Here is an 861-nt window from a genome sequence, read left to right as displayed (position 1 = left end):
CCTTTCAATATCTTTACGTCATCTTCCGCCAATACTACGTGCAAGTTCTTAGCTTCTAAAAGAGTCATTCCATTCCCTCCAAACCCGGTAGTTATTATCTGGATTATAACATAATGCCGACAATTCTTGCCGATAATCAACACCAATAAGTACGATACCGTTTCAAGGATATATAATTGGAGAAATTAAGGTATGGAGGTGCTTCATGCTCTATGTAGTCTTTATAGGTGTCCTCATGGGTCTTGCCAATCTTATTCCAGGAGTGAGCGGAGGCACTATTGCACTCCTTGGAGGCTTATATGAACGTTTCGTGGGCTCGATTTCCTCAGTGTCTGCTTTTAAGATTCGCAAAGAAGATGTCGTTTTCCTCATCGAAATTGTTGCGGGGATTGTTATAGGAATCCTTGGCTTCTCAACCCTAATAGATGTTTCTCTTTCGAGAGTCCCTTCTTTGATGTACGGTATCTTCTCGGGACTTGTCATAGGAGGAACTCCTGTTGTATTCAAGAGAATCGAGAAATTCGATTCCAGCTCATTTTCTTTCCTTGTAATAGGGGGTTTGCTCGTCTATCTTGTTTCCATTCTTGCTTCCGGGCCGGGAAAAGAAGCTGTTCTAAATCACAATACAGCGAGCCTTTTGTATGATGTTTTTGCTGGATTCTTCGGTGCAGCTGCGATGGTTCTGCCAGGTCTCAGCGGTGCCTTCATTTTGTTGATTATGGGTGAATACACTAGAGCTATAGCTGCATTAAGACACTTCGATTTCATAATCATAGTGTTCATAGGAGTTGGAGTTATCCTTGGAATTATATTCGTGAGCAAATTAATGAAATTTCTGATGAAGAGATTCCGGAGTCAGAC

Annotated in this window: 1 protein-coding gene; it reads left to right on the top strand. The window is 41.6% G+C overall.

Translation table 11 applies throughout. From position 1 onward, the window contains the following. Positions 1–205: 205 nt before the first annotated feature. The coding region (locus BG32_RS06055; protein WP_121526562.1) for a DUF368 domain-containing protein at positions 206–861 on the top strand (656 nt) is incomplete at its 3' end.

This window comes from Mesotoga sp. HF07.pep.5.2.highcov (genome assembly GCF_003666285.1).
Lineage (GTDB): Bacteria > Thermotogota > Thermotogae > Petrotogales > Kosmotogaceae > Mesotoga > Mesotoga prima.
Note: the sequence above shows the minus strand (reverse complement) of the source record. Positions and strands in the feature narration are given on the sequence as shown.